Raw genomic sequence first — 26185 nt, 5'->3', positions numbered from 1 at the left:
GATCCTAAGCTATAATAGCCACTATGGAGAAAAATTTATGCGTTTAGATAAAGTGATCGAGCAACAATTGAATACATCTCGGAAAGAGATGAAACGGTTGTTTCAGCAAGGAAAAGTCTTTGTGGATCATAGGATTGAACGAAGGCCCGAGCGCAACGTCGATAGCAGCTTGCATCAAATCATGGTTGCGGGGCGGCAGTTGGAAACACAGGAACGCTATTATATCGTCAACAAGCCCAAGGGTGTCGTTACAGCCAATCTGGATCAACAGCACCAGACAGTGATCGCTTTGATTGCACCCGAAGATCAACATCCTGATCTTTATGCCGTCGGTCGATTGGATCGGGACACGGAAGGGTTGGTATTAGTTACGACGAATGGTCAGTTAGGCTATGACTTGCTGCATCCCACCAAAAAGGTGACCAAGCGATATGAAGTGGTGGTCAATGACTTGGTGCCTCCTGAGGATGTGGCGGCATTTGCTGCAGGGATCACCTTTCATGGTGGTGTCACTTGCAAACCAGCTGCCCTAACGATCATCGATGCCCGAGCGGATCATTCCTTTGTTTCGTTAGAAATTGCTGAAGGCAAGTTCCATCAAGTGAAAAAGATGTTTTTAGCCCGAGGGAAAAAAGTCATTCAGCTGAAACGAACAGCGATGGGTTCGCTGGTTCTACCAGATGATTTAGCAGTGGGCAGTTATCGCTCGCTGACGCAAGAAGAATTAAAAGGACTGGCGGCGCATTTCCGCTGAGAAAGAGGGAGAAAATGAAGTATAAAACATTATTATTTGATGTCGATGACACGATCCTCGACTTTCAAGATACCGAAGATCAAGCCTTAAAAGCACTGTTTGAAGCTCATGGCTTGGAAATGACTCCAGAGCGCAAACAAAGCTATCAAACGATCAATCATGATTTGTGGCAGCAGTTTGAGCAAGGGAAAATCACGAGAGACCAAGTCATCAATGAGCGTTTCGGCTTGTTTTTTGAAACGCAAGGCATTCAGGTCGATAGTCCAGCAGTTGAATTGGCGTACCGAGAATTTCTAAATGAAGGACATAAACTGTTAGACAACAGTGATGAGATCTTAGCGGAGTTGGCGCAGCATTTTGACCTATACGTGGTTACGAACGGGGTTTCTGAAACCCAGTACCGTCGCTTGGAAGATGCCAAATTGAAACCCTATTTCCGTGATATTTTTGTTTCAGAAGACACGGGTTATCAAAAACCAATGAAAGAATATTTTGACTACGTGTTTGCCCGCATACCAAACGTTAAAAAACAAGAAACAGTCATTATTGGCGATTCACTGACTTCAGATATCTTAGGAGGACAATTGGCAGGGATCGACACGATTTGGTTTAATCCAAAGAAAAAAAACAGTGGTGAGATTCAGCCTACCTTTGAGATCGAACGTTTGCAGCAATTACTTCCTTTATTGCAGCACTGATTCTACAGAAACAGTAGTAATTTGCCGAATTTTCGCTATAATAGAACCAGTGTGAATTTTTTAAGATGAAAGAGGTTAATTGAATGACGAATGGCAAGCCCATTATTATTGGTGTGACAGGTGGATCAGGTAGTGGAAAAACAAGCGTGAGTCGGGCGATCTTTAATCATTTCCCCAACCATTCTATTATGATGCTTGAACAAGACTCCTACTATAAAGACCAAAGTGATCTGAGCTTTGAAGAACGGTTGAACACCAACTATGACCATCCTTTTGCATTTGATACTGATTTGTTGATCGATCACTTGCAGCAGCTGCTTGCATATCAAACGATCGAAAAACCTGTCTATGATTATGTCGCTCATACTCGCAGCGAAGCAACGATCATTCAAGAACCCAAAGAAGTCATTATCTTGGAAGGGATCTTGATTTTAGAAGATGAGCGATTACGTAATTTAATGGATATTAAACTTTATGTTGATACAGACGATGATATTCGGATTATTCGCCGAATCAAACGTGATATGGAAGAACGTGGCCGGACGTTGGATTCTGTAATCGAACAATACTTGACGGTCGTAAAACCGATGTATCATCAATTTATCGAACCGACAAAACGGTATGCTGATGTCATCGTACCAGAAGGCGGCGAAAACCACGTAGCCATTGATTTGATTACGACCAAAGTGGCAACCTTCTTATCCTAAGGTTTCTTGAATCCATCGATTTGAACGTTTCTTTTGAGAAGAAACAACTGGTTCATGTAAAACTGCTGATAAGTGCTCTTTCTTGAAAGATGTTTATCCGCAGTTTTTGATTTTATAAAAAAAAACAGTAGTATTCCGACTAATTTTATGGTAAAGTAATCCTCATGCGACGAGTCGAGAAGGTCTAGCATTAGCTGACCAGATTGATAGCAGAGGCACACCGCGTAAGCAACCTACCGGATTTGTAGGGTGTCGGAATATTCCTTTTGTGGAGATAGGGTATTCTACTAGCAATAGTACTGTGAGTGAAAAAAGCTGTGAACAATTTTGTTCACAGCTTTTTTTTGTTTATTTACGTGAGAGAACAGCGATAGATGGTGGAAGGCTCTCCCCAAGGGTGGTAGCCAGTGCCGATCGGTTCGAAAGCAAACTGCTCATAAAAAGTAGAAAGATCCGTACATAGATACAGAGAATCAAAACCAGCTCCAGCAGCGCGCTGTTTAGCTGTTTCGATCAAAAGGCGGGCACCGCCTTGGCCACGCCACAAAGGGTCCACATACAAGGCGCAAAGCCAAGGGGTCAAATCCATCCGACTGATGAAGTCGTTGGGGATCAAGCCGCCACAGCCGATGATTTGATAACGTCCGTCTGCTGCAATTTCTTCATTGACCAGCAGCAGCCATTGCGGCAAAGGATTTGCTGAAAAACTATGGGTCAGGCTATCCTCATAAACCATGAGGGAATCGGGGCTAGCCCACTGATTTTGGAAGTAACGAATGGCTTCTGCTAAGTATTCAGGGTGTTCTTTAAGGGTGATGACCTGCATTTGTTTTTCTCCTTTATCCTTCTTTAGGTAAGCGAATCTGAAAAATAACCCCTCGTGGCTGCAAATCTTTGACCTGGATTTGTCCTTTGTGCTCTTCGACGATTTGCTTGGCGATTGCTAAGCCTAAACCATAGCCGCCGGTCTCTTTGGAGCGGGAACGATCCTCGCGGTAGAAGCGGTCAAAGATACGGGCTTTTTCTTCATCGGAAATGGCTGGTCCTGTGTTTTTGACCTCGATCAGCCATTGCTTGTTAGAAATCTCCGATAAGAGGGTGATTTTATCACTGCTGCTGGTATATTTTAAGGCATTATCTAGGAGAATCACGAGGACTTGATGAATTTTCTTTTGGTCAAAGCAAGCGGTCGTTTTGGCAAAGTTTTCGACAACAAAATGTTTTTGATCCAATTCGGCAATTTCTTTGAAAGGTTTGACTAAGTCATCGATAAACGGAGCTAATTCGACGGTTTCTTTCGTTAACAGCAGTTGATTGGAATCACTGCGGGCGATCGTCAGCAGGTCCGCCGTTAAACCAGTCAGCCGCCGGGTTTCCGCTAACGCTTGGGCAATGCTTTCAGATTCTTCAATGATCGTATGATTGGGCTTGGTAAACAGGCGCTCCAGACTGTTTTGAATGATCGTCAATGGTGTGCGCAGCTCGTGAGAAGCATTTTCGACAAATTCTTGTTGTTTCTTCCACGAGGCTAAAATCGGGCGCATGTTCAAGCTGGAAAGCAAGTAGCTGATCCCGATCGAAAGAATCCAGAAAAAGATCATCGATAAAATCAAAATCGTTTGGAAATTGTTCATCGCATTTTTGATTTGGTTAGTGTTCGCCAAGACTTGGATATAGCCGACACCAGCATCATTTGTTGGCGCTTTGGTGGTGATCGAACGAAACAAAAGGGTCTCTTCTTCCTCTGACAAGGACTGATCCACCACTGAAAAAGATATGATACTGTCTAAGTGGCTTGTATCTAAAGATAAACTCGCCAGTTGTGAAAAGCGGCCGCCCAAGGTCTGCTTGTTTAATATCTCACCGTCTTCAGACCAGAGAATCAACTGGGTATTGAAGCGATTGGTCCCAGGGATCTTTGGCATGGCACTATCTGGTGGCAATACCTCTAGATTGGATTGCGAAGCGCTGATCTCTGCTTGGATCAAGCGGGTATCTTTGACTGCTTGTTCCAAAGAAATGTCGGTTTGCCGATAAGCCGATTGGTTGAACAATTGGAGGACGATCGTTCCTAAAAGTAAGAAAACCAACGCAAAGGCACTGACATTTAGGAGAAAGGAGTGCAGCCGTTGTCTCTTAGAGCGTTCTTTATTCATAGACTAGGCTCCTTGCATAATATAGCCGACATTTCGCAACGTACGGATCTCTTTGTCGATTCCTGTCTGGCGCAAGTGTTTCCGCAGATTGCTCATATAGACTTCGACGACAGTCAAGGTCGTTTCTGAATCAAATCCCCAGATGCGATCAAAAATCTGTTCCTTGGTCAAAATAATGTTTCTATTTTGTAGAAAATAAAGCAGCAGCTCAAATTCTTTCCCTTGGATCGGCAAAAGCTGCCCTTGGTAACTGACCTCATTGGTGCCAAGGTTGCACAGCAATCCGTTATATTCCAGGGTATTTTCATTGAACAAACCTAAGGAGCGTTTTAGCAACGCTTTGATCCGCATCAATAATTCTTCCCGATAAAAAGGCTTGGTCAAATAATCATCTGCCCCTTTTTGAAAACCGGTCACTTTGTCTTCTAAGCCGTCTTTGGCTGTTAAAATCAGGACGGGTGTTTGGAGTCCTTTTTTTCTTAGGGCAGAAAGCACCTCATAACCGTTCATCTCTGGCATCATCAAGTCGAGAATAATCAAATCATAGATCCCCGTTTCTGCCTCGTATAAGCCTTCACTGCCATCATAGGCTTGTGTGACGTCACCGATCTCGCTGACGATTTCTTTCATATTATCAGATAATGTTTTGTCATCTTCGATCACTAATAGTTTAATCATGTTCCCACCTCTTTAAGGATAAGAATAGCACGAATAGCATAAAAAATGCTTAAAAAAACTGTTTTGTCTTAAGCTGCATTTAAGATAGCTGCCGTAAATTCAGTGCATGGATTTCAAGGGAGGAACATTTTTATGAAATTAAAAAAAGTCTTTCAAAGAAAAGAGACAAAATATTTAATAGCCAAGGAGCAATTTCCAGCATTTCTTGGCGAGTTGCAGCAAAAAATGGCGATCGATGAATATGGGCAACACACGATTATGTCCTTGTATTACGATACCCACGATTACCGCTTTATTCGTCATTCGATGGACAAACCGAAATACAAAGAAAAATTTCGGGTCCGCAGCTATGGCATACCGACAGAGCAGCAGTTGATTTTTTTAGAGATCAAAAAGAAAGTCAATGGCGTGGTCTACAAACGCCGAATCCCGCTGCCCTATGCTGACTATTGCCGCTGGTTGCAAACAGGGGTCTTGCCATCAATGGTAGAAGCACCGCAAATCGCTGCAGAGATCCACTGGCTATTTAAGCAAAACCCAGACTTGCTGCCAAAAGTCTTGATTGCCTATGATCGCTTGTCGCTGTTTATTGATGATGATAGTGAATTTCGCGTGACATTCGACCAAAACATTCGCTTTCGCACCTATGATCTTATGTTCGGTTCTGGCAGTGAGGGGGCGCTGGTAGCACCTGAAATCGGGGTGTTGATGGAAGTGAAAGCCCTCGGCGCTTATCCGTTATGGTTTGTGGAGTTGTTGAACAAATACAGCGTGCGCAAAGGTAGCTTTTCGAAATATGCCCAAACGTATCAACGGCATTTGTTCAAGAAGGAGGAATGGTTACATGTTATCTAGTCTGTTTTCTGGCGATACGAGCACCCTTGAATGGCGTAGCCTATTGATCTGTATCGCCGCCTCATTGCTTTTAGGAATATTGGTAGCGGCGATCCATATGATCCGCAATGTCTACACAAAAAACTTCGTCATTACCTTGGCGGTCTTACCGATCCTCGTTCAATCCGTGATCATGCTAGTCAACGGCAATCTTGGCACAGGTGTGGCGATCTTAGGCGCCTTCAGTTTGATTCGTTTCCGCTCGGTTCCAGGAGGGTCTAGAGAGATCACCAGCGTCTTTTGGTCGATGGGGATCGGTCTGGCAACTGGGATGGGCTACGTCGGCTATGTCGTGATTTTTTCCATCATCGTGGCGCTTTTCTTGACCCTTTTATACACGGTACCCTTTGGCGATCGACAAGCCACGAGTGAACGAGAACTGAAAGTCACGATTCCAGAAGATTTGGATTATCCGCAACTATTCGATGATCTCTTTGAAAAATATACGTATTCTGCCAAACTGACATCGGTTCGAACGACCACGATGGGGAGCTTATATGAGTTGCGTTATCAGTTGCTGTTAAAAGACCAAGCGCAAGAAAAACAAATCATTGATGAAGTTCGGGTTCGTAATGGCAATTTACCCGTTGTTTTAGGCAAGCTCACCGCTAACCGCGATGAGCTGTAGAAGGAGGAACCTCTTATGAAAAAACTCATTTATCCGCTCTTACTCTCATCGCTGCTCTTAGGCGCTTGTGGGCAAACCGATAGTAGTAGCACGAGCAGCAGCTCCAGTTCTGCAGCGGCTGTATCAGGTTCTGCCGCAGTGACCAACGTTGCAACGACTCTTGATGATGCTACGGACTATTATGGCAGTTACGAAGAAGAAGACGTGGATGCCTCCTACGATGAGGCGACCGCCACGCAACTTGAATTGAATGACGGCGATACGACGGCTGTTGATGGCGTTGCAGTGGAAGACCAAACGGTGACGATCACGCAAGCTGGTACCTATGTCGTCAGCGGTTCCTTAAGTAATGGTCAACTGGTTGTCAACGTCAATAAAGAAGAAAAAGTCCATCTGATCTTTGCGGGTGTCACGATCACCAATGAAGACGGGGCGGCAGTCGTCATCGAACAAGCAGAAAAAGTCATCACGACCTTAGCCAGTGATACGACAAATACTCTGATAGATGGCAGCAGCTACACCTTGGCGGAAGGTGAGACGGAACCAGATGCCGCTTTTTATAGTAAAGAAGATTTGTCCATCAACGGTGATGGAACGTTGGTGATCACAGGAAATTACAGCAACGGGCTGCGCAGCAAAGATGATTTGGTTTTAGCTGGTGGCACGATTGAGATCACAGCGAAAAACAATGCCATCAAAGGAAAAGATTCCGTGTCGATCTTGGCAGGGAACTACACACTGAACACCACTGAAGGAGATGGCATCCAAGCGAATAATTCGGAAGATGCGGAAAAAGGCTACGTTGCGATCGATGGCGGTACCTTTACGATCCAAAGTGGGCGTGATGGCATCCAAGCAGAAACAAATTTAAGCATCCAATCAGCCGATCTCACGATCAAAACGGCTGACGGGGCACAAAGTCAGTCGCTAGTGACGGATGAAAGCTACAAAGGATTGAAAGCTGGCGGTGTGATGACCATCAGCAGCGGTACCTTTGCGATCGATAGTGCAGATGATAGCCTGCATGCCAACGATACCATCAACATCACAGGTGGTACGATCACTGCCAACAGTGGTGACGACGGCATACATGCGGACAATGAATTGACGATCTCCGATGGGACGATTGCTATCGAAGAATCCTATGAAGGACTAGAAGCAAGTGTGATCACGATTGCTGGTGGTACGACACATGTCGTGGCTAGCGATGACGGGATCAATGCCGGTGGCGGCAGTGATACAGAGGAAACCACTGGCCAATTTGGGCAAGACAGCTTTGGTGGCGGTCCTGGCGGTGGCGATACCGCAGATGACAGCAAACAAATCACAATCACTGGTGGGACGTTGGTGGTCGATGCCGAAGGGGATGGCCTGGACAGTAACGGCAATGTCACTATGAGTGATGGGGTCGTCATCGTAAATGGTCCAACGACCGGTGGCAATGGCGCTTTGGATTATAACGGGACGTTTGAAATCACTGGCGGTGTCTTGTTAGCTGCTGGTACGACCGATATGGCCATGAATGTCAGTGGGGGAAGTCAACAGTCGATCGGGATCAGTTTCGATCAAACCCAAGCAACAGAGACCCTTGTGACCTTAAAGGATAGTCAAGGACAGACGATCTTGTCCTATGCACCAAGTAAAAGCTACCAACATGTGGTTCTTTCTAGCCCAGATTTGACGGATAGCAGCTATACATTGGTCAGTGGGGGAACGAATGATGCGCAAGCTGTTTCTGGTTATTATGCTGGTGGGACCCTTAGTGATGGGACGGAATTAGGAACGTTGCCCGTCACGGAAACGATCGCCAACTTGACCCAATCAGGAGCGACAGCGACAACCAATCAAATGGGCGGCGGCTTTGGCCGTTAGTTGAAGGTTCCTCGATCATTCCCTTGGGGTCATCAATAAAACGTGCAGATCGCAGAAGACAGCTGCGGTCTGTTCCAACGTTTTGAAAAATCAGGGGAAGATTTAAGTTCAATTTAAGCTAAGGTTCTTATAGTCGAAATACAATAATTTGCCATTCAGGAGGAACAAAGATGAATTTTTTGAAACGAGGTCTCCAAAGTTTATGGGCGAAAAAAGGCCGGAGCCTGTTGCTGATCGCCGTGTTTTCTGCAATCTTGATTTTTGTATTGGTGGGTCTGACGATTCGCAGTGCGGCACTAGTAGCGACTGAAAATGCCCAGAAAAGTGTTGGCGCAACTGTGACGTTGCAAGCAAACCGCGAGCAGGCTTTTCAGCAAAGGAGCTCTTCTTCTGACAGCGATGACCAAAGCACCCGACCAGATCCAGGGAGTTTTCAATCGACACCAGTAGCGATTACTGATGCCCAAGCGATCGCCGATTTGGACGGGGTTGCCTCATATAGTTTTGAAGTCAGCACCTCTGCTGATGCCGTCAGCGGGATCGAACCGATCTCCAGCAGTGACTCATCGACAGAGTCAGAAGCAACCGATAGCAGCGAGACGGGGCAAATGGACGGTATGCCAGGAGGAATGCCTGGCGGGAATATGAGTACGGGTGATTTCCAAATCACTGGTGTATCAAGCAGTGCGGCGTATACGACTTTTTCGGAAGGAACAGCGACAATCACGGATGGAGAAGGCATTACTTCTGAGGATGAAGGTACGAACCAAGTCCTGATCGAATCCTCACTAGCCGAAGCAAATGATTTGGCAGTCGGAGATACGTTTTCGATTACTGATGCAGAGTACAATGAAGTCGAAGTGACGATCAAGGGAATCTATGAAACGAGTGAAGTAGGCAACAGCATGAGCCAAATGTTCAACTTTCTCAATCCAGCCAACACGATCTTTGCTTCTTATACCCTTGCCAATACGTTGAGCGGCAATGAGGACACCATTGACTCGGCAACCTATACCTTGAGTGATCCGTCTGAGATGACAGCATTCGTGGAAGAAGCGGAAGGGTTGATCGATACAGAAACCTACAGCATTCAAACCAACGATCAAATGTATCAGTCGATGCTGACACCATTAAATAATGTCGCTAGCTTTGCAAAAAATATTATTGTGTTAGTTGCTGCTGCCGGTATCATTATTTTGACGTTGATCGTGATGATGTCGATTCGGGAACGTCGTTATGAGATTGGTGTATTGCTCTCTTTAGGCGAGTCACGGGCTAAAGTGATCCTACAGTTTTTCACAGAGATTTTTGTCTGTATGGTATTTGCTTTAGGGATCGCGGCCGCTAGCGGCAATCTTGTCGGGAATGCCGTCGGAGAGCAATTATTGGCACAACAAACAGAGACAACGACTGATCAAGCAGCCACTGAAAACGCTGGTCCTGGAGGCGGGGAGATGCCGCAAATGGGCGGAAATCGTGGTGGTTCTTTCCCATCCTTCACCCAATCAGCAGAAGTGGAGTCCTTAGAAATCACCGTTTCCCCTCAACAAATTGGTTTATTGGCATTACTCGGTCTAGGGATCAGTTTTGGCTCGATCTTACTCTCTTCCGCGGGCATTTTGCGGTTGAATCCGAAAAAAATCTTGGTTTCTTAGGAGGAACGACATGACATTACGAACAGAACAATTAGGATATTGGTATCAAAGCGAAGCAGAAGCGCTGTTTCGTGACGTTGATTTGACCTTTGAACCTGGCAAGATGTATGCGATCTTAGGTTCTAGCGGATCGGGGAAAACAACTTTCCTGTCACTGATCACGGGCCTAGATACACCGAAAGAAGGAAAGATTTTCTACAATGAAGAAACGTTAGCAAAAATCGGATTGCGAGAATACCGCCGCAAAGATGTTTCCATCGTGTTCCAAGCGTATAATCTATTGCCTTATATGTCGGCACTGGACAATGTGATCACAGCGATGGCGATCGCGAAGTCGCAGCAAGCCGATAAAAAGGCCTATGCTTTAGCCAACTTAGCCAAAGTTGGCATCACGGAAGAGCTGGCACTGAAAAAAGTGACCCAATTATCGGGTGGGCAACAGCAGCGGGTCGCTATCGTTCGCGCGTTGTGCTGTGAACATGAGCTGATCGTAGCCGATGAACCGACTGGAAACTTGGATGAAACGACATCTAAAGAAATCGTCAAACTATTTCAAGAAATTGCTCATGAGCAAAAAAAATGTATTATCTTAGTGACCCATGAACAAGAAGTAGCCAAGGCTTGCGATGTCGTTTATGAGCTAAAAGAGCGAGCATTTGCTAAAGTTGAGGGATAAGCCTTGCTTAGGGTAGCTGCTAGTTATTAGGGCGGAGGCAGTTGCTCTTCCTGAAGCTTTAAATACATCCTCAAGGAAACGGTTGTAAAGTCTGCTTGCATCTTCGCCTTGCTCCTCTTACAATAGAAGTAATTGTAAACGAAGAAACTTGTGAGGGGAGTGTGGAGATGCGACTTTTTATTGACGGCGATGGATCGCCAGTGAAAAACGAAGTGATTGAGCTGGCCCAGCAATATCAGCTGCCGGTGGTGATCGTCACCAGTGTCGATCATTACACGACCAAAGATTATCCTGCCCATGTTCACTTTGTCTATGTCGACAAAGGCTCGGATCGTGCGGATTATGAAATCGTGAAGGAAATAGAGCCCGGTGATTTTCTCGTTACCCAAGATTATGGGTTAGCCTCTTTGGTCTTGCCGAAAAAAGCGCGGGTTTTTCACCATAACGGCACAGAGTATTTGCCAGAAACGATCGATTTTTTACTTGGACAACGCTACTTAGGTGCGCAGATGCGTAAAGCAGGCAAGCGTACAAAAGGACCGAAGCCCTTTACGAAAGAGGATCGGGAAGCCTTCAAACGAATCTTTGAAAACGAATTGCGACAGACCCTTGCAAAATAAGCACCCTCAAGACCCAGCTTCTGCATGAACCACGGGAATTGAAGGTGCTTATTTATTTCTTGCGAAAACGATCATAGAAGTATTTGCCGACTAAAGCCACGATCGCGAAAAATGCTAAGGTATATCCGAAGATCCCCATCTGATGGACGAAGGCTCCTTGTTGCGGGCTGGCGACCACCAATAAGGAAGAGCCAAGGATGACCGCAGCTAGAATAATACCGATCACCAGTCGATTGACCATCTGATCAAAGCGGTCCAATAGCTGTTTTTGTTCGCGGATCTCTAGATTCAATCGGTGTTTACCAGTCGCAAAAGTGTCTAAGACAGCCAAGGTCCGATCGGGAAGATGGCTAAGTGCCCGCAAGCTTTTTGCGGTTGCCAAGGCGCTTTTTTTCACCTCGTCTTCAATACTCAGCTGCTGCAGGAAATATTTTTGTGCAAAAGGCTGAGTGACTTCCATCATTGATAATTCGGGATCTAAGGCTTTGATCACACCTTCCAAGGTACCAAAAGCCTTGATCAGCAAGGTGATGTCTCGATGCATCTGCAGTTGGTTATCATGGCAGATCGTGATGACTTCAGCCATCACTTTTTGCAAGTCGATATCCTTTAGCGGCATATTATAGTAGTTTTCAACAAATTTTTGAAGATCCTGATAGAAGGCGACTTCGTCAAAGGAACTGCCGCTGCTGTTGCACAACCGCAAGACGGCTTTACCGACTTCTTGGGTGTCTTGGGTATAAAGAGCAATCAACGCATCGGCTAAACGGCTGCGTAAAGACTGATCCAAATGACCCATCATCCCAAAGTCCAAGAAAATCACTTGGTAAGGCGGCATGACAGCTTCTTCTTGCCATTTCAACGAATAATCGACCCCGCCGAGGACACCGACGCGCTGCTTGACTTGAAATGGTTGTGGGCGGTTGGCTTGATCCGTGAAGACATGCAAGAAAAGATTGCCAGGATGTGGATCAGCGTGAAAGAAGCCATCTTCAAAGACTTGTTTCATAAAGTTTTCGACTAATAGCGTCCCCACTTGTTTTTTCACTGCTTTAACGGACTGATTGTCATAAACGATGTCTTGATTTTTGCGGGTCAGTAAGCAATTCAAGCTTTCACCTGCCATGTAATCCATGACTAATACTTTTTGGGTACACCATTCGGGATAAACTTTTGGCAATGCCAACTGCGGGTCTTGGTGATTGTTGCGGTAGAATTCCTGTGCATTTTTCATCTCTTGTAAAAAATTTGTTTCATTGGCAAGGGATCGTCGGACTTCGCTTAGCACGCTTTTTAAATCCACCACATTGGCTTCTGGAATTGCGCGAACCAACGGCAGGGCTTTTTCAAAAAGATCGAGATCCACTTGAATTGCCGCAATGATCCCTGGATGCTGCACTTTGACGATCACTTCTTTGCCGCTGATCAAGTTTGCTCGATGGGCTTGTCCGATGGAAGCTGAGGCGACTGGAATTTCATCAAAAGCGGAAAAAACTTCCGTTAGCGGTTGCTGCAGTTCTGTTTCCAGCAGTGCTTTGACCTTGGGAAATGGATCGCTTTTGACATTGTCCTGCAGCTGCTTGAATTCATCGACAAAGGTGCTGGAAAGCAGATCATTGCGGACCGAAAGCATCTGCCCGATTTTGATAAATGTTGGTCCTAATTCTTCAAACGCTTGACGCACCATTTCGGGGTGCTGCTGTTTGCTGATATTTTGAACGACTTTGTATTTCAAAAAGACTTGAACGATTTGTTTTAATCGTCCTTTTCTAGAAGGAGCGGTTTGTTCTGTCATAGGTCCCACCTCTTTAAACGTGCCGTGATATATTCATAGTACTGACAAAATGAAAAACATTCAACTAACGACTGTGTAAGCTTAAAGAAATTTCTGCAAGATTTAATGCCGGTTGGTCGATTTTGTGCTAAAATGTGGAAGACTTAGTTTGGTAGAATCAATGAATACAGGAGGAAATTCTTTTGAAAATCATTTTATTATACGGGGGACGCAGTGCAGAACATGAGGTATCACTGTTATCCGCTTTTTCAGTTGTTAATGCTGTATATTATAATTACTACCAAGTTCAATTAGTAATGATCACCAAAGAAGGACGCTGGTTAAAAGGCCCATTATTGACTGAGGCGCCAACGTCTCCAGATACTTTGGCATTGACCAATGAAGAAACCAAAGGGGAAGAAATTTCACCTGGGGCAATCTACGAAGAAGACGCGATCGTCTTTCCTTTACTTCACGGACCAAACGGCGAAGACGGCACGATCCAAGGATTTTTAGAAACCATCGGAATGCCTTATGTCGGAGCCGGTGTCTTGACTAGTGCCTGTGGGATGGACAAAATCATGACCAAGTATATCTTGCAAGCTGCAGGGATTCCACAAGTTCCCTATGTACCAGTCTTGAAAAATGCGTGGAAAGAAAATCCGAAAAAGATTTTCGATCAATGTGAAGGCAGTCTGCTTTATCCGATGTTTGTCAAACCTGCCAACATGGGCTCAAGTGTCGGTATCTCGAAAGCCGAGAACCGAGAAGAACTACAAAATGCGCTACAAGAAGCGTATCGCTACGATACCCGAGCGATCGTTGAACAAGGAATCGAAGCCCGTGAGATCGAAGTAGCCGTTCTTGGAAACGAAGACGTTCGGACCACAATGCCGGGAGAAATCGTAAAAGATGTTGCCTTTTATGATTACAATTCCAAATACATTGACAACCGAATCGAGATGCAGATTCCTGCACAAATTCCAGAAGAAACACAAGCCAAAGCTCAAGAGTTTGCGAAAAAAGCCTATACGATGTTAGGCGGCAGTGGATTGAGCCGTTGTGATTTCTTTTTGACCAATAAAAATGAGCTCTTTTTAAATGAGCTGAACACGATGCCAGGGTTCACTGAATTCAGCATGTACCCACTGCTATGGGAGAAGACCGGCTTGCCTTATGGGGATTTGATCGAAGAATTGATCCAATTAGGGATGAATCGTTTCAATCAAAGACGTTCGTTCTTGACCAATGTAGAAGCAACAGAAAAAGAAGCAGAAAACGAAGCAGAATAAATAGCAGGAAGAAAGCCAGCTCAACTCAAGGAAAATACTTGAAGCGATCTTGTGCTTTCTTTTTTTAGGAAAAAGGAGCGAACCTGATGAATTTTACTGTAAAAGAAGCCGCTGCCGTATTTGGTCAGCAAATTGAAAATGAAACACCACTTGCCTCTGTGGAATTCGACAGCCGTCTGATCAAAGAAAACAGTCTTTTTGTTCCCTTAGCGGGGACCCGTGACGGCCATGAATTTGCCCAACAAGCCAAAGACAATGGGGCGATCGCCACACTGTGGAGCCACCCTACGATCGAACCGCCGCAAGACATCCTTGTGATTCCTGTCACGGATACCGTCAAAGCGTTTCAACAATTGGCACGAGCGTATAAAGAAAAGCTTGCACCGAAAATCATCGGTATTACTGGAAGTAACGGGAAAACGACCACCAAAGATATGGTGGAAGCGGTCATGGCCCAAAAGTACCAGACCTATAAAACCCAAGGCAACCACAACAATGAACTAGGCGTGCCTTTGACTATCTTGCATGCGCCAGAAGATACCCAAGTATTGATTTTAGAAATGGGAATGGATCATGCAGGTGAAATCGAAGTCCTTTCACGCTTAGCAGAACCTGACGCTGCCGCTATCACGTTGATTGGCGAAGCACACATTGAAAACTTAGGGTCCAGAGAAGGGATCGCCAAAGCCAAAATGGAGATCACCGCAGGATTGAAAAAAGACGGCTTCTTTATGATGCCAGCTGATGAACCATTGTTAGAGCCCTTTGTTCCCAATTTAACGCAGACCATTGAAACTTTTGGCTTAACTGAGGGAGATCTACAAGGAGACATCGTGGAGGAATCGCAAGATCAGACGATTTTTACGGTTGCAGGTACGACCTTTACCTTACCGGTCTTAGGCGGCTATAATGTCAAAAATGCCTTGATCGCGATTGGGATAGGACGTCATTTTGGTGTAGCAGATGAAGCGATCAAGGAAGGCTTGGCGCATTTTCAATTGACGAAAAATCGGACCCAATGGGTGACTGCCGGTAATGGGGCAGCGATTTTGAGCGATATTTACAATGCCAATCCGACGGCCATGGGTCTTGTATTGGATAGCTTCCGCAAACTGCCCTTAGCAGGACGACGGATCGCCGTATTGGCAGATATGCTTGAATTAGGACCGGATTCTGCACAAATGCATGAGCAGATGACCGCACACTTAGACGACTCGTTCCAGCTAGTTTTCCTTTATGGCAAAGAAATGCAGGCATTGCAAAAACGACTAGCGAACACTGCCCTTGCTGACAAGGTGCGCTATTTTGCGATCGATGAAAAACCACAGCTGATCGCCTCCTTAATAGAAACTTTAGAACCTTCCGATAGCCTAGTGATCAAAGGCAGCAATGGCATGGGCCTGAGTGAAGTCGTTGATGCACTAAAAGGAATGTAAAAGGGAGTTGAAATCTTGCTGAAACTTTCAAAGCGTGTTATACTTATCTAACGCCGAAAGATGAAGCACAGAATGATTACTGTAAAAAACATTGACGTTTTGAGATAAAATGATGGCTGAGACAAACAACACTTGTTTTAGCCTTTTATAATGCCTTCGTGAAGCGGTTTTTCGGTACCGAGAGAAAGATAAGAGTAAATGGGACTACTCTTGTGTTTCTGAAGAACTAACCTACGCTTCGATGATAGAAAAACAGGCATCGAAAAGATGACCAGCCTAGGAGGATCCATTTGAAATTTAAAGATCTAGAATTATCCAACGAATTATTGACTTCTGTTGAGCGTGCCGGCTTTGAAGAAGCAACACCCATCCAAGAAGCAACGATTCCATTAGCCTTAGCAGGCAAAGACGTGATCGGTCAAGCACAGACCGGTACTGGTAAAACCGCCGCATTTGGTTTGCCAATGTTAGAAAAAATTGACCCAACGAACCATCAACTACAAGGATTAGTGATTGCCCCAACCCGTGAATTAGCGATCCAAACCCAAGAAGAATTGTACCGTCTTGGAAAAGACAAAAAAATTCGTGTACAAGCAGTTTACGGTGGAGCCGATATCGGCCGTCAAATCCGTCAACTAAAAGATCGTCCCCATATCGTAGTTGGTACGCCAGGACGTATGTTAGACCATATCAACCGCCACACCTTGAAATTAGGCACCGTTGAAACGCTTGTATTAGATGAAGCGGATGAAATGTTGAACATGGGCTTCTTGGAAGATATTGAAAAAATCATCAGCCAAGTACCAGATGTTCGTCAAACATTGCTATTTTCAGCAACAATGCCGCCAGCAATCAAAAACATCGGTGTGAAATTCATGAAAGAGCCTGAACATGTACAGATCAAAGCCAAAGAAATGACTGCTGATTTGATTGATCAATACTATGTTCGTTCAAAAGATTACGAAAAATTTGATATCATGACTCGCTTATTGGATGTGCAAACGCCAGAATTGACCATCGTTTTTGGTCGTACGAAACGTCGTGTCGATGAATTGGCGCGCGGCTTAGAAGCCCGCGGCTATAAAGCAGAAGGCATTCATGGAGACCTTTCTCAACAAAAACGGATGAGCGTTTTGCGTTCATTCAAGAGTGGTCAACTAGATATCTTAGTTGCCACAGACGTTGCAGCTCGTGGATTGGATATCTCTGGCGTTACACACGTATATAACTACGATATTCCTCAAGATCCTGAAAGCTATGTTCACCGGATCGGACGTACTGGCCGTGCTGGAAAAGGCGGAATGTCTGTGACTTTCGTTACACCAAACGAAATGAGCTATCTGCACGTCATTGAAAACTTAACGAAAAAACGGATGACACCAATGCGCCCACCGACCGAAAAAGAAGCGTTCAAAGGTCAATTAGGTGCCGCAATCGAATCTGTTGAAACCAAATTGGATGAAAATGGTTTGGATAAATACTTGCAAGCAGCCGACGATCTATTAGAACGTTATTCTGCACAAGATTTAGCAGCATTGCTTCTAAAAACTATGGCAAAAGATCCTGCTGATTTAGCACCAGTCAAGATCACACCAGAGCGTCCATTGCCTCAAGGGAAAAAATCATTCAACAAAAATGGTCGTCGCAGCAACAATAGCAACGGCAATCGTAACCGCAAAGAAAACGGTGGGAACCGTGGCGGCGGCAACGGCAATAAAGCCCGCGGCAACTATTCAAAAGATGGTGCCCGTAAAAACAATCGCCGCAGCAACGACAAAAAACGCGGTTTCGTAATCAGAAATAACCAAGACTAATTAAGTTTGTGGACCTTGTAAGGAAACTTGCAAGGTCTTTTTTTATATAAAAAACAAATATGAACGATTGAAAATCTTAATCTCCGTATAAACTCGTCAGATTTGAATGGTAATTCGCCATTTTTTTGGTAGAATGGTAACTAGCTGAACAAGGGGTATTTCCAATTTGGAAAACCCTATCTTAGGTGAAGGTAGAGAAAAGAATGATCAAAGGAATCGGGATCGATGCAGTCGAGCTGCCTCGAATGAAAGAATTAATTGAAAAAAAACCTCAGTTTATAACGCGTATTTTAACAGAGAAGGAAGCAAAATTATTTGCACGCTTGCCGCTGAAACGTCAGGTAGAGTTCCTTGGCGGGCGCTATGCCTGCAAAGAAGCGTTCTCGAAAGCTTGGGGGACAGGGATCGGCAAAGTTTCTTTTCATGATATTGAAGTCTTGACCAATGAATTCGGTGCACCGATCGTTACTAAAGCACCGCATCCTTTAGAAAAAACGTTTGTCAGTATCACCCATACAAATGATACTGCTTTTGCACAAATTATTTTAGAAGTACTAGATAGTGAATAAACCAAGTTGAAGTAGTCTGTCAGTCAAGAAGACGTTGATACTTCATGGACGAACAGCCGACTACATAAAACCAACTTAATTTGTTCGTCTGATCAAGCATTAGTAGAAAGAAGGAACTGGAAATGGTGGTTGCTTACCATAGACCAACGAAAGCGATAATTGATACAACTGCGATTACCGAAAACATCAAACATGAGATTGCTCACTTACCAAGCGAGACATTTCTTTTTGCGGTGGTCAAAGCGAATGGTTACGGACACGGAGCGGTTCAAACCGCTCTTGCAGCCAAAGAAGGCGGCGCAGATGGTTTTTGCGTTGCGACGATCGATGAAGCGATCGAATTGAGAGAAGTAGGGATCACTGACCCGATTTTGATCTTAGGTGTCGTGAACGTGTGTGATATTGCCTTGCTGACGACCTATGATTTGTCATTTCCAGTCGCTTCGATGGACTGGCTGATAGAAGCAGGCGCTTATTTAGAGGAGAACCCTCTAAATAAGCCGCTTAAAGTGCATATCAAGGTGGATACTGGTATGGGGAGAATCGGCTTTTTGACTGTCGAAGAAGTGCGCCAAGCCGTTCTTTGGTTAGAAGATCACCCCTCTTTTGAGTGGGAAGGGATCTTTACCCATTTCTCCACAGCGGATCAAGCAGACACGAGCTATTGGGAAACCCAGCACCAACGTTTTAAAGAAGTCTTAACTGTTTTGCCCTATTTGCCGACATATATACATACAGGCAATAGCGCAACCTCTTTATGGCACAAAGAAGCAGTAGGAAATATGGTCCGTTTTGGGATCGCAATGTATGGGTTGAACCCATCAGGTCATGCGCTGAGCGAACCATTTTCCTTAAAACCTGCGCTTTCGCTCGTTTCTGAACTGATACAAGTGAAATTACTTGAAAAAGGAGCGGGGATTGGCTATGGTGAAACATATATCACTCCACGTCAGGAATGGATCGGCACCGTGCCTATCGGTTATGCTGACGGCTGGTTACGAAAAATGCAAGGCTTCTCGATCTTAGTAGAAGGCGAGCGTTGTGAGATCGTCGGTCGAGTGTGTATGGATCAATTGATGATTCGTTTGCCGCGGGCATTTGCTGTCGGTACACCAGTCACCTTGATCGGTGAGAATCATGGGGAACAAATTACGATGCAGGATGTTGCAGACCAGTTAGAAACGATTCACTATGAAGTAGCGTGTACCCTTTCAGCAAGGGTTCCGCGAGAATATAAAAGTTAGGGTGGTCCTATGGTAAAAAGGGGAGATATTTATTTTGCCGATCTTTCACCAGTGGTTGGATCGGAGCAAGGCGGGATACGTCCGGTCTTGATCATTCAAAATGACTTGGGGAATCACTTCAGTCCCACTGTGATCATTGCGGCGATCACGGCAAAAATGGCGAAGCCGAAATTACCAACGCATATTGGGATTTCCGCTTCTTGCACAGGGATTGGCAAAGACTCCGTCATTTTGATGGAACAGATTCGCACGATCGACAAAAGCCGTTTGAAAGAAAAGGTTTGTCACTTAGATGATAAAGTGATGTGTGAAGTCGATGCTGCCTTGATGATCAGTATTGGTGTTGAGCCGACTTTTGCCACATCAACGATCGAGGTGTAAATCTGTCAATGGGGTATGTAGTATTAATAGCAGTTGTCATTTTATTGAGTTTCTTTACGTATAAACATATTAGCCGTTTTCTTTCAGAAACAAAAAAGCGCAACGAAACCATGGAACAAGGATATTATCTTGTGAGTCATACATATGAAGAAAAGCGGGAACAGACACATTATTACGGCGTTTTTCAGCAGGGAGACAAAGAGCTGATACTAGAAATGTCGCTACAACTTTATTTGCAACTGCAGCCGCCGCAACGGGGCATGTTGACCGCCAAAGAAGGCAGAGTGCTTTCTTTTGAAATGTGATCATGTAATGAAAGTAACGCGCACGAGGAAACAGCCCCCTCATGAAAACAAGCAGGAAAGAGCCGCTTTGTTTCGTACATCGGAGCAGGTTCTGTCACTGCTTGTTTTTTTCATGCAGGTCTTTGTGAGAGGTTTCCTATGGCCAAAGATTCAATGAATGGAAGAAAGAGCATCTTCAAAAAAGAGGAATACCACAAAAGCGTGGGGCTAGAATGCTTTGAAGATCAGCCAATGTACGGTTGCTTTTCACAAAGAATTCAGTTATAGTATGTAGCGACTAGTTTGAAAAGAGGGAAAAAAGTGAACCCATCGATTTATGGACTTACCAAATCAGATCTATCTTTGTGGATAACTGAACAAAAAGAAAAGAAATTCCGTGCCAACCAAGTGTGGGAGTGGCTCTATGAAAAACGAGTAACCAGCTTTGAAGAAATGACCAACCTACCGAAACCTTTGATTGAGAAACTGTCGGCAGCCTTTGTGATCAATCCCCTGAAACAGATGGTGGTACAAGAAGCCAGTGACGGAACCGTCAAGTATTTATTCCAATTGCCAGACAATCACATGATTGAAACGGTCTTGATGCGTCAAGAATATGGCATGTCCGTTTGTGTGACGACCCAAGTCGGCTGCAACATCGGCTGTACGTTTTGTGCCAGTGGGTTATTAAAGAAGCAACGAGACTTAACGGCAGGCGAGATCGTGGCTCAAATCATGTTAGTACAACACTATTTTGATGAACGCAATGAGGGGGAACGAGTCTCTCACGTGGTGGTCATGGGGATCGGCGAACCCTTTGATAACTATGACAATGTGATGCATTTCTTACAGATCATCAATGACCCGAAAGGCTTAGCGATCGGCGCGCGGCATATTACTGTGTCAACCAGCGGCTTAGCGCATAAAATTAGAGAGTTTGCGGAGAACGGCTTGCAAGTGAACCTAGCGATTTCGCTGCATGCCCCAAATAACGAAGTCAGAACCTCCATGATGCGGATCAATCGGAGTTTCCCGATTGAAAAGCTGATGGCAGCGGTCGACTATTATTTAGAAAAAACCAATCGTCGGATCACATTTGAGTACATCATGCTGGATCATGTCAATGACCGGCCAGAACATGCCCGTCAGTTGGCTGCTTTATTGAAGGATAAAAAGAAATTGTCCTACGTCAACTTGATCCCATATAACCCAGTGAGTGAGCATGACCAATACGCTCGAAGTAAAAAAGCTGATGTGTTAGCCTTTTATGACATTTTAAAGAAAAACGGCATTAATTGCGTGATTCGTAAAGAACACGGAACAGATATCGACGCAGCTTGCGGACAGCTGCGAAGCAAACAAATGAAAAAAGAAGCCTCCGCTTCTTAAATGCAAAAAGCAAAAGAAGGACTGCACAAGCGCAGTTCTTCTTTTTGTTATTTACTATCTAAGTAATAAAAAAACACCTTAAAGAAAGCGTATTCCTCGAAAGAAAATTCAAAAAACATTGTTTTACAAGAAAAAAATAGATTATACTAAAAGCTGGTATCCATTAAAAATAACTTATCGTGAAAGGATGATTTGATGGAATGGATTAAATTAATTGGTATTCTAGTTATTTTAGTCGGCTTTTTGCTGAAGCTAGATACTATTGCTGTCGTAATCGTTGCTGGTTTTGTCACCGCGCTTGTGTCGGGGATTTCTGTTGTTGATTTTTTAACAATGTTAGGAGAAGCGTTTGTCAATAATCGACTCGTTACACTGTTCTTACTGACACTACCGATGGTCGGCTTGTCAGAACGTTTTGGCTTGAAGCAGCAAGCAGTCATATTGATTGAAAAGATCAAAGGCTTAACACCAGGGAAGTTCTTGAGCTTGTACTTGTTTATTCGAGAACTTGCTGGCTTTTTCTCTATTCGGATCCAAGGACATACACAATTTATCCGCCCGATCGTTAACCCGATGGCGCAAGCTGCTGGGGAAAACAAATTTGGGGAACTGGATGAAAAAGATCAGGAAAAAATCAAAGCTCGGGCTGCCGCTAACGAAAACTTCGGGAATTTCTTTGCGCAAAATACCTTTGTGGCTGCTTCTGGTGTGCTATTGATCGTAGGAACATTGCAATCTCTTGGCTACGATGTGGCAGCTAGTTCGATCGCGCAAGCCTCATTGCCGATCGCATTGATCGTCTTAGTCATTGCTACATTGTCGAACTTGCTCTTTGATCGTAAATTAGCAAAAAAATATGGCAAGAAGGAGGACAAATAGATGGAAGGAATCGTTAACGGATTACTGGAATTCTTTTATATCTTGATCGGATTGCTGTCGATCATGACGGCTGTACGGGTTTTTCGTGAAGCAGACCACCCTACACGATTAGGCACCTCTGCCTTTTGGTTACTGCTAGGGATCGTCTTTGCTTTCGGAAATTTCTTGCCGTATCTTGTGGACGGGATTTTGATCGTTTTGATGGGCTGTTTGACCTTCTTCAAACAAGTGCAGATTGGTAAAATCGTGGACGTGGATGATGAAAAAGCAGAAGCATCGGCTAAACGGATCGGTAGTACGATCTTCGTGCCATGTATCAGTTTAGCATTGATCGCTGTAGTGATTTCTTATACGCCATTAGGGGGCCAAGTTGGGATCGGGATCGCATCGATCTTAGCACTCTTGTTGGCAGTCGTGCTGACTTCCGCTAAACCAAAAACAGTGCTAGACGATTCCGATCGGATGCTTCGTCAAGTCGGAACTGCCGGTATCTTGCCGCAGTTATTAGCAGCATTAGGTGTCATTTTTAACGCTGCTGGTGTCGGTGATGTGATTTCTCAAGGAATCTCTGGTGTCGTGCCAGAAGGCAATCGTTTTATCGGTGTCGTGGCTTACTGTTTAGGAATGATGATCTTTACTATGATTATGGGAAATGGTTTTGCGGCATTTACCGTTATTACTGCAGGCATCGGTGTACCTTTTGTGATGGCGCAAGGCGGCGACCCAGTCGTTGCTGGTGCATTGGCAATGACCGCTGGTTTTTGTGGCACATTGCTGACTCCGATGGCAGCCAATTTCAATGCACTGCCAGTGGCCTTGTTAGAGATGAAAGACCCCAATGGTGTCATTAAAGCACAAGCCCCAATTGCTTTATTATTGTTAGTGATCCACATCGCTTTAATGTACTTTTGGGCATTTTAGTGGTAAAACAAAGAGGGAAGGATGATGGAAATGAAACTATTAATTACTGGATTTGATCCATTTGGCGGAGAAGCAATCAATCCTGCCTTAGAAGCAGTGAAATTACTGCCAGATACAATTCATGGTGCACAGATCGTGAAAGCAGAGATCCCCACTGTATTTGGGAAATCAGCAGCGATCGTCGCAGAGAAAATTGAAGAGATCCACCCAGATGTCGTTTTAAACATTGGCCAAGCGGGTGGACGGTTTGCCATCTCACCAGAACGAGTGGCGATCAATGTGGATGATGCCCGGATTCCTGATAACGAAGGCAATCAACCCGTCGATGAAGCGATCCAAACAGAAGGGAAGCCTGCTTACTTCACACAACTGCCGATCAAAGCAATGGTAGAAAACATGAAAAAAGCAGGAATACCTGCAGCCGTTTCTAATACTGCTGGAACCTTCGTCTGCAACCACATCATGTATCAAGTACAATACATGATCGATACAAAATACCCTGAAATGAAGGGCGGTTTTATCCACGTGCCGTTTATTCCTCAGCAAGTCGTCGATAAAGCAGGACAGCCTGCAATGAGCATCGAAGACATTGCCAAAGGATTGACTGCAGCGGTGGAAGCCATCGTTGATTATGCCGACAAAGAAGATCTAAAAGCAATTGGCGGCGCGATCCATTAATCATTGAAGGACATCCTTTCGGGGGTGCAACAATCGTCTTTAAGGCGAGAAGACCTGATCAGCAAGCATGCGATCAGGTCTTTTTTTGGCCTGTTTTGATAAAAATCATTGGCGATTTCTGTATGTTTACCCTTCTATCAGACATTTCTCATTTTGACGGATCAAATGAAAAAGAAAGACAGAAAACGAATGTAATTTACATTTAACCATGTTTTTTTATTATTTTTTTTGCTTTGTTTCTTATAAATAAAGAAAGGAAAAATAGCATTTAACGAATGTTTGATGAGAGTAAGGTAAGTAAATACCAAGAAAACTTTCTGTCAGAGGTGTTTTTTATCGAAAAAAGGATTGCTTTTTTAATAATTATTAATTAAAATCTTATCTAACTTCAGAAATCGCATGATTATTCTGAAAATTAATTCAATTAAGGGGTAGGACAGGATGAAGAATAAATGGGCCTATGGTTTAGTGGCTGTGTGTGGCGTGGCGTTAGCCGGTTGTACAACGGGCGGAACAAGTAGTTCAAGCAATGACACAGCAGCAAGCGGCGACAGCAGTGCAGAACAAGTGTTTAACGTAGTGGTTTCACAAGAAATGCCAAGTGCGGATCTTTCATTAGCAACCGATACGATCAGCTTCAGTGCATTGAACAATGTATATGAAGGACTGTATCGTTTGGATGCTGACAGCACACCACAACCTGCTGGAGCAGCTGAAGCAGCTGAAGTCAGCGAGGATGGACTGACTTACAAGATCAAATTACGTGAAGATGCGAAATGGTCAAATGGTGACCCTGTTACAGCAGCGGATTATGTCTATGGCTGGCAACGGACAGTCAAACCTGAAACAGCATCAGAATACGCGTATCTATTTTCACCAGTTAAGAACGCAGATGCCATCACAGCAGGCGATACGGATCCATCAGAGCTAGGCATCAAAGCAGTGGGGGATTATGAATTAGAAATCACCCTGGCAAAAGCAACACCTTACTTTGATTACTTATTAGCATTCCCATCCTTCTTCCCACAAAATCAAAAAGTGGTAGAAGAAAATGGCGATCAATATGCGTCAACCAGCGACAATGCTGTCTATAATGGACCGTTTGTCTTGACAGGATTTGATGGACCAGGAACGGATACGGAATGGGCTTATGAAAAGAACGACCAATATTGGGACAAAGATACTGTTAAATTACAAACGATCAACGTAAGCGTCGTGAAAGAATCCTCAACTGCCTTGAACCTTTTCCAAGATGGTCAAGCAGATGATGTCATCCTAACAGGTGAATTAGCGCAACAAATGGCTAACGATGAAGCCTTCGTTTCTCAACCAGAAGCAACGACTTCTTACCTAGAATTGAACCAACGTGATGAAGATTCACCTTTCCGTAACGAAAACTTACGTAAAGCGATCTCTTATGCGATCGACCGTGATGCCTTAGTGACATCGATCTTAGGGGATGGTTCGATTGCTTCAACTGGGTTGGTACCAGAAGGTATGACCTTCAGCCCTGGCGATCATACGGACTTCACGGAAGCAGCTGGCAGCGTCATTGAATACAATGAAGAGCAAGCCAAAGAACATTGGGAAAAAGCCAAAGAAGAATTAGGGATTGATTCATTAGAATTTGATATCTTAGCTTCTGATACAGACTCAACGAAGAAAATCATTGAGTACTTGCAAGATACGATCGAAAAAACATTGGACGGTGTGAAAGTCACGTTAAGTCCAGTACCATTCTCTGTTCGTTTGGATCGTTCAAACGCTGGTGATTTTGATACAGTAATGGGCGGTTGGGGTGCTGACTATGCCGATGCAAGTAGCTTTACTGACTTGTTTACGACAGGCAACTCATACAACCGTGGACAATGGAGCAACGAAGAATACGATGCAGCAGTTGAAGCAGCGGGTACGACCAATGCCAATGACCCTGACAAACGTTGGGAAGATCTAGTCAATGCAGAAAAAATCATTATGAATGAACAAGGTGTCATTCCAGTTTATCAAAAAGCGGAAGCACACTTACGTGCAACAAAAGTCAAAGGTGTTGTTGCTCACGCAGCGGGCGCACAATACGACTACAAGTGGACATCAATCGAATAATCACGAGTAGTTGACTTGAAATGCCGAAGAAAAGGCTGGGACAATTTCTTGTCTCAGCCTTTTGCTTCTCATTTCAATGAGTA

The 26185-nt window shown here is 44.4% G+C and carries 25 protein-coding genes; 21 read left to right on the top strand and 4 right to left on the bottom strand.

The window, feature by feature from the left end:
• Positions 1 to 37: 37 nt before the first annotated feature.
• The 3 genes from ECA1_RS01635 (at position 38) to udk (ending at position 2159) form a co-directional block, all read left to right on the top strand.
• Entirely contained in the window at positions 38 to 754 is a 717-nt protein-coding gene (locus ECA1_RS01635) for a 16S rRNA pseudouridine(516) synthase (protein ID WP_060791556.1), read from the top strand.
• 14 nt (positions 755 to 768) lie between these two features.
• Positions 769 to 1452 carry a YjjG family noncanonical pyrimidine nucleotidase gene (locus ECA1_RS01630; protein ID WP_016612934.1) on the top strand — a complete coding sequence of 228 codons (684 nt, stop codon included), beginning with the start codon at positions 769 to 771 and terminating at the stop codon, positions 1450 to 1452.
• An 83-nt stretch (positions 1453 to 1535) separates the two neighbouring features.
• Positions 1536 to 2159, top strand: coding sequence for a uridine kinase (gene udk, locus ECA1_RS01625; RefSeq protein ID WP_005227927.1), 624 nt, complete (start codon positions 1536 to 1538; stop codon positions 2157 to 2159).
• Positions 2160 to 2511: 352 nt separating this feature from the next.
• Here udk and ECA1_RS01615 read toward each other — a convergent pair whose 3' ends face one another.
• Genes ECA1_RS01615 through ECA1_RS01605 form a run of 3 tightly spaced genes read right to left on the bottom strand, consistent with a single transcriptional unit; the run spans position 2512 to position 4993 of the window.
• Positions 2512 to 2985, bottom strand: coding sequence for a GNAT family N-acetyltransferase (locus ECA1_RS01615; RefSeq protein ID WP_060791554.1), 474 nt, complete (start codon positions 2983 to 2985; stop codon positions 2512 to 2514).
• A 13-nt stretch (positions 2986 to 2998) separates the two neighbouring features.
• Positions 2999 to 4315, bottom strand: coding sequence for a sensor histidine kinase (locus ECA1_RS01610; protein ID WP_060791553.1), 1317 nt, complete (start codon positions 4313 to 4315; stop codon positions 2999 to 3001).
• A 3-nt stretch (positions 4316 to 4318) separates the two neighbouring features.
• On the bottom strand, positions 4319 to 4993 hold the full coding sequence (locus tag ECA1_RS01605) for a response regulator transcription factor (RefSeq protein ID WP_005227933.1): 675 nt from the start codon (positions 4991 to 4993) through the stop codon (positions 4319 to 4321).
• Positions 4994 to 5125: 132 nt separating this feature from the next.
• Here ECA1_RS01605 and ECA1_RS01600 point away from each other — a divergent pair, with 132 nt between their 5' ends.
• From ECA1_RS01600 to ECA1_RS01575, 6 genes are all read left to right on the top strand, one after another.
• Positions 5126 to 5848, top strand: coding sequence for a polyphosphate polymerase domain-containing protein (locus ECA1_RS01600; protein ID WP_060791552.1), 723 nt, complete (start codon positions 5126 to 5128; stop codon positions 5846 to 5848).
• Complete coding sequence (locus tag ECA1_RS01595; protein WP_060791551.1) at positions 5838 to 6515, top strand: DUF4956 domain-containing protein; 678 nt, start codon at positions 5838 to 5840, stop codon at positions 6513 to 6515. Before ECA1_RS01600 ends, ECA1_RS01595 begins: the two co-directional genes overlap by 11 nt.
• 15 nt (positions 6516 to 6530) lie before the next feature.
• Positions 6531 to 8387 (top strand): carbohydrate-binding domain-containing protein, encoded by a 1857-nt coding sequence (locus ECA1_RS01590; protein WP_060791550.1) that lies wholly within the window; start codon positions 6531 to 6533, stop codon positions 8385 to 8387.
• Between the two features lie 170 nt (positions 8388 to 8557).
• Positions 8558 to 10042: an ABC transporter permease gene (locus tag ECA1_RS01585; RefSeq protein WP_060791549.1), complete on the top strand. Its 1485-nt coding sequence runs from the start codon at positions 8558 to 8560 to the stop codon at positions 10040 to 10042.
• A gap of 10 nt (positions 10043 to 10052) precedes the next feature.
• Complete coding sequence (locus tag ECA1_RS01580) at positions 10053 to 10718, top strand: ABC transporter ATP-binding protein (protein WP_060791548.1); 666 nt, start codon at positions 10053 to 10055, stop codon at positions 10716 to 10718.
• A 167-nt stretch (positions 10719 to 10885) separates the two neighbouring features.
• On the top strand, positions 10886 to 11338 hold the full coding sequence (locus tag ECA1_RS01575) for a YaiI/YqxD family protein (protein WP_015510428.1): 453 nt from the start codon (positions 10886 to 10888) through the stop codon (positions 11336 to 11338).
• Between the two features lie 52 nt (positions 11339 to 11390).
• Here the strand turns inward: ECA1_RS01575 and ECA1_RS01570 are convergent, their stop codons facing one another.
• Positions 11391 to 13133: an ABC1 kinase family protein gene (locus tag ECA1_RS01570; protein WP_016609896.1), complete on the bottom strand. Its 1743-nt coding sequence runs from the start codon at positions 13131 to 13133 to the stop codon at positions 11391 to 11393.
• Between the two features lie 182 nt (positions 13134 to 13315).
• Between ECA1_RS01570 and ECA1_RS01565 the strand changes: the two genes are divergently transcribed.
• The 12 genes from ECA1_RS01565 to ECA1_RS01510 all read left to right on the top strand — a co-directional run bounded on the left by ECA1_RS01565 (position 13316) and on the right by ECA1_RS01510 (position 26102).
• The gene (locus tag ECA1_RS01565; RefSeq protein ID WP_015510426.1) at positions 13316 to 14404 is read left to right on the top strand and encodes a D-alanine--D-alanine ligase; all 1089 of its coding nucleotides are present in this window, start codon (positions 13316 to 13318) and stop codon (positions 14402 to 14404) included.
• Positions 14405 to 14490: 86 nt separating this feature from the next.
• Positions 14491 to 15840 carry a UDP-N-acetylmuramoyl-tripeptide--D-alanyl-D-alanine ligase gene (locus tag ECA1_RS01560; protein WP_060791547.1) on the top strand — a complete coding sequence of 450 codons (1350 nt, stop codon included), beginning with the start codon at positions 14491 to 14493 and terminating at the stop codon, positions 15838 to 15840.
• 290 nt (positions 15841 to 16130) lie between these two features.
• Positions 16131 to 17654, top strand: a complete 1524-nt coding sequence (cshA, locus tag ECA1_RS01555) for a degradosome RNA helicase CshA (protein WP_005227956.1) — start codon at positions 16131 to 16133, stop codon at positions 17652 to 17654.
• A gap of 203 nt (positions 17655 to 17857) precedes the next feature.
• Entirely contained in the window at positions 17858 to 18223 is a 366-nt protein-coding gene (gene acpS, locus ECA1_RS01550; RefSeq protein ID WP_015510424.1) for a holo-ACP synthase, read from the top strand.
• 122 nt (positions 18224 to 18345) lie between these two features.
• A complete protein-coding gene (gene alr, locus ECA1_RS01545; protein WP_060791546.1) occupies positions 18346 to 19467 on the top strand; it encodes an alanine racemase in 1122 nt (373 codons plus the stop codon).
• Between the two features lie 9 nt (positions 19468 to 19476).
• The gene (locus ECA1_RS01540) at positions 19477 to 19848 is read left to right on the top strand and encodes a type II toxin-antitoxin system PemK/MazF family toxin (protein ID WP_005227961.1); all 372 of its coding nucleotides are present in this window, start codon (positions 19477 to 19479) and stop codon (positions 19846 to 19848) included.
• An 8-nt stretch (positions 19849 to 19856) separates the two neighbouring features.
• The gene (locus ECA1_RS01535) at positions 19857 to 20153 is read left to right on the top strand and encodes a hypothetical protein (protein ID WP_060791545.1); all 297 of its coding nucleotides are present in this window, start codon (positions 19857 to 19859) and stop codon (positions 20151 to 20153) included.
• A 300-nt stretch (positions 20154 to 20453) separates the two neighbouring features.
• Complete coding sequence (rlmN, locus tag ECA1_RS01530) at positions 20454 to 21521, top strand: dual-specificity RNA methyltransferase RlmN (protein ID WP_231435901.1); 1068 nt, start codon at positions 20454 to 20456, stop codon at positions 21519 to 21521.
• Between the two features lie 195 nt (positions 21522 to 21716).
• On the top strand, positions 21717 to 22400 hold the full coding sequence (locus ECA1_RS01525; protein WP_010749105.1) for a DUF969 domain-containing protein: 684 nt from the start codon (positions 21717 to 21719) through the stop codon (positions 22398 to 22400).
• On the top strand, positions 22401 to 23321 hold the full coding sequence (locus ECA1_RS01520; protein ID WP_005227977.1) for a DUF979 domain-containing protein: 921 nt from the start codon (positions 22401 to 22403) through the stop codon (positions 23319 to 23321).
• Positions 23322 to 23351: 30 nt separating this feature from the next.
• A complete protein-coding gene (pcp, locus tag ECA1_RS01515) occupies positions 23352 to 23999 on the top strand; it encodes a pyroglutamyl-peptidase I (RefSeq protein ID WP_005227979.1) in 648 nt (215 codons plus the stop codon).
• 441 nt (positions 24000 to 24440) lie between these two features.
• Positions 24441 to 26102: a peptide ABC transporter substrate-binding protein gene (locus tag ECA1_RS01510; RefSeq protein ID WP_016609887.1), complete on the top strand. Its 1662-nt coding sequence runs from the start codon at positions 24441 to 24443 to the stop codon at positions 26100 to 26102.
• The last annotated feature ends 83 nt before the right edge of the window (positions 26103 to 26185 follow it).

The sequence above is a fragment of the Enterococcus casseliflavus NBRC 100478 genome (genome assembly GCF_001544095.1).
GTDB lineage: Bacteria > Bacillota > Bacilli > Lactobacillales > Enterococcaceae > Enterococcus_D > Enterococcus_D casseliflavus.
This window is presented reverse-complemented; position numbering and strand designations above follow the sequence as displayed.